Genomic DNA, 3,384 nt, shown 5'->3' on the forward strand with positions numbered 1-3,384 from the left:
GATGAACGGGATCCCATCTTGGCGGCGGCAACTGCGGCGTTGGCTGCCCTGGGCTGCCCTGCTGCTGCTCCTGGTGGCAATTGGCTACTGGGTAGGCCCCCGACCCCGACCTTATCCCCAAGAGCCAGAGCTGCCCACCCTGGCCTGCCGCAGCACCCCCGCATCCGGGTGGCCTTCAACCAAAGCCGCGAGAGCACCTATCGGGATCCCTATCGCCAGGTCTATCGCTACGGCTACAACCTAGAGGAGTTGATTATCTCTCAGATTCGCTCTGCCCGGCAGTCGGTGGATGTGGCGGTGCAGGAGCTGAACCTGCCTCTCATTGCCCAAGCCCTGGCCGAGCGGCGGCAGGCCGGGATCCCGGTGCGGGTGATTACCGAAAACACCTATGTGCGGGCCTGGCACCAGCTCACCCCTGCCGAAGTGGGGGCGCTGGACGAGCGCAGCCGTCAAAAGTTCGAAGAGTACCGCCACCTGGTGGATGTGAACCGGGACGGACAGTTCTCCCCTGAGGAGATCGCCAGCCGGGATGTCTATGCCCTGCTCGATGGGGGGCAAGTGCCCTGGCTGGATGACACCGCCAACGGCTCCAAGGGCAGCGGCCTGATGCACCACAAGTTTGTGATTATCGACGGGCAGCGGGTGCTGACCGGGTCGGCCAATTTTACCCTCTCCGATATTCACGGGGATTTCGATGCCCCCGGCAGTGTGGGCAACGCCAATCACCTACTGCTGCTCGATAGCCCCGAGCTGGCCCGCATCTACACCGAGGAATTCAACCTCATGTGGGGGGATGGGCCAGGGGGATCGCCCGACAGCCGCTTCGGCGTGCAAAAGCTCAGGCGCCCCCTGGAGACGGTTTACCTTGACGATGCCATCGTGGGGGTGCATTTTTCCCCTGCCAGCCGCTCCCTGCCCTATGAGGCCACCTCCAACGGCCTCATCGCGGCCACCCTGGCCCAAGCGCGGCAGCAGGTGGATCTGGCTCTGTTTGTCTTTACCGACTCAGGCATTGCCAACCAGCTCAGGCAACTGCGCCAGGAGCGTAACGTAGAAATTCGCGGCCTGTTTGACCCTGGCTTTGCCTTTCGTGACTACAGCCGCACCCTGGAGATGTGGGGGCTGCTGCTCCCCGACGAAAACTGCCGGGTGGACGCGGCCCGCCTGCCCTGGACAGTGACCGCCTCCTCTGTGGGCGTGCCCAACCTCGCTCCGGGAGACAAACTGCACCACAAGTTCGCCATCGTTGACCCCGGCACCCCCCAGGCCACGGTGATCACCGGATCCCACAATTGGTCGGTGGCGGCCAACCACCTCAACGACGAAAACCTCTTGATCATCCGCAACCAGCGGGTAGCGGATCACTTTGTGCGCGAGTTCGAGCGGCTCCTTGCCGAGGCCCGCTTTGGCCCCAGCCGCCGCCTGCAGCAACAGGCGGAAGAGAGAGCCCGCCTCTGCCCCAGCCCTGTCCCCGTTGCCCTCTCCCCATCTGAAGCAGAGCCGGAGCTGCTGGAAGTCGAGGCGATCTCCGTTCCTAACAGGGGATCCCCTTCCCAGCCGGCTACCCCGCAATCTTCTCGCGTGAACTTAAACACCGCCACCGCAGCGGAGCTGGAGCAGTTGCCCGGCATTGGCCCGGGCCTGGCGCAGCGCATCATTGAGGCCCGCCCCTTCTCCTCCTTGGAAGATGTGCAGCGGGTCAAGGGCATCGGCCCGGCCCGGATTGAGCAACTGCGGGATCGGGTCACCTGGTAGGGATCCCGCCTAGCTCTCCTAGGCCAGCTCCAGAAAAGCTCCCATACGACGAAACTTTTGGTAGCGCTCCTCCCGCAACTCCCGCCCGCTCAGGGCAGAAAGTTCCTTGAGATGTCGTAGGAGCGCCTCCTTTAGGGTCTGGGCAGCTTCCAGAGGAGCGCGGTGGGCGCCGCCAACCGGCTCTGGCAAGATCTCGTCGATCACCTCCAGTTGCAGCAGATCCTGGGCAGTAATGCGCAGGGCGGCGGCGGCTTGGGGCGCTTTCTTGGCATCTTTCCAAAGGATGGCCGCACAGCCTTCCGGCGAGATCACCGAATAAACGGCGTGCTCAAACATCAAGATGCGATCCCCAACGCCAATGGCCAAAGCCCCTCCGGATCCCCCTTCGCCGATGACAGTGCAGATGATGGGGATCTCCAGCCGAAACAGGGTCTGCAGGTTGGTGGCGATGGCCTCCCCTTGGCCCTCAGCCTCTGCCTTGACTCCCGGATAGGCCCCCGGCGTATCGATAAAGGTCAAGAGCGGCAGGCCAAAGCGGTGGGCGTGTTCCATCAGCCGCAGCGCCTTGCGGTAGCCGGCGGGGTTGGGCATGCCGAAGTTGCGGTGGATGTTGTCTTTGGTGTCGCGGCCTTTTTGGTGGCCCAGGATCATCACCGGCTGATCCCCCAGCTTGGCCAGGCCGCCGACGATGGCCGGATCGTCTTGGCCGTGGCGATCCCCGTGCAGCTCAAACCAGTCGTCGCAGATGGTCTGCACATAGTCCAAGGTGGTGGGGCGGCGGGGATGGCGGGCCACCTGCAGCCGCTCGACAGGCGTGAGCTGGCTGAAAATCTCGCGGCGCAGCTCTTCGGCTTTGGCCTCCAGCTGGCGAATCTGCTCGGAGGCGTCGATGTCGTTTTCTTCGGCCAAGGCCCGGATTTCCTGGATGCGCTGTTCGAGGGCGGCAACAGGCTGCTCAAACTCCAGCAGCAGTCGGTCGGTAGCTTTGGTCATGAGCAGTTGAAGTAACCTTGAGTTAAAGGGTGAGTCTGATGCGGGTCACAGCTTTTGAGGTGGTAGGCTGCTGAAGGCCAGGAGCCACTCGCATGGCGGCGCGTAGCGCTATCTTCTCACATCCGGATTTTCTAAGCTAGAGAAGGCCCTCTTCTGGCTCCGCTCAAACCTGTGTTTTCCTCCTCCCACTCCTCTGCACCTCTTCCCCCCTGGCTGCGCTGGTCGGTGGTGGGATCCGTCGTCCTGGCCATCGCAGGGGGCGCCTTTTGGCACTACGCCCAGCCGGAGCGGCAAATCCGAGTCCACACCCAGAGGTTGCTGCAAGCTGTAGAACGGCGAGATTGGGCCCAAGTAGAAAACTTAGTGGCCGCCACTTATCGCGATGGCTGGGGCTTGGACAAAGAGCAGGCACTGGCCTACAGCCGCGAGGTCTTCGGCCAGTTTTTGCGCCTGCGCATCCGGCCTCAAGAGCTACAGGTGCAGCTCGGCCCTGGGGAGCAAGGCCAAGCCACCCTCTGGTTTATTATTGAGGGATCCGGCGGCCCTCTGGCCAACCTGACGCGGGATCAGGTAAACGCGCTGGAACAGCCCTTCCGCCTGGACTGGCAGCGGCGGGATCCCTACCGTTGGGAGCTA

The 3,384-nt window shown here is 63.2% G+C and carries 3 protein-coding genes; 2 read left to right on the top strand and 1 reads right to left on the bottom strand.

Translation table 11 applies throughout. The features are described 5' to 3' along the window. The coding region (locus NW863_RS07340; protein ID WP_414365580.1) for a phospholipase D-like domain-containing protein at window positions 1-1,755 on the top strand (1,755 nt) is incomplete at its 5' end. Between the two features lie 18 nt (window positions 1,756-1,773). Here the strand turns inward: NW863_RS07340 and NW863_RS07345 are convergent. Next, window positions 1,774-2,748 carry an acetyl-CoA carboxylase carboxyltransferase subunit alpha gene (locus NW863_RS07345; protein WP_414365581.1) on the bottom strand — a complete coding sequence of 325 codons (975 nt, stop codon included), beginning with the start codon at window positions 2,746-2,748 and terminating at the stop codon, window positions 1,774-1,776. A 171-nt stretch (window positions 2,749-2,919) separates the two neighbouring features. On the opposite strand from NW863_RS07345, the gene NW863_RS07350 reads away from it, so the two are divergent. Next, on the top strand, window positions 2,920-3,384 hold a 465-nt coding region (locus tag NW863_RS07350; RefSeq protein ID WP_414365582.1), incomplete at its 3' end, for a hypothetical protein.

Source organism: Synechococcus sp. B60.1, assembly GCF_047462555.1.
GTDB lineage: Bacteria > Cyanobacteriota > Cyanobacteriia > Thermostichales > Thermostichaceae > Thermostichus.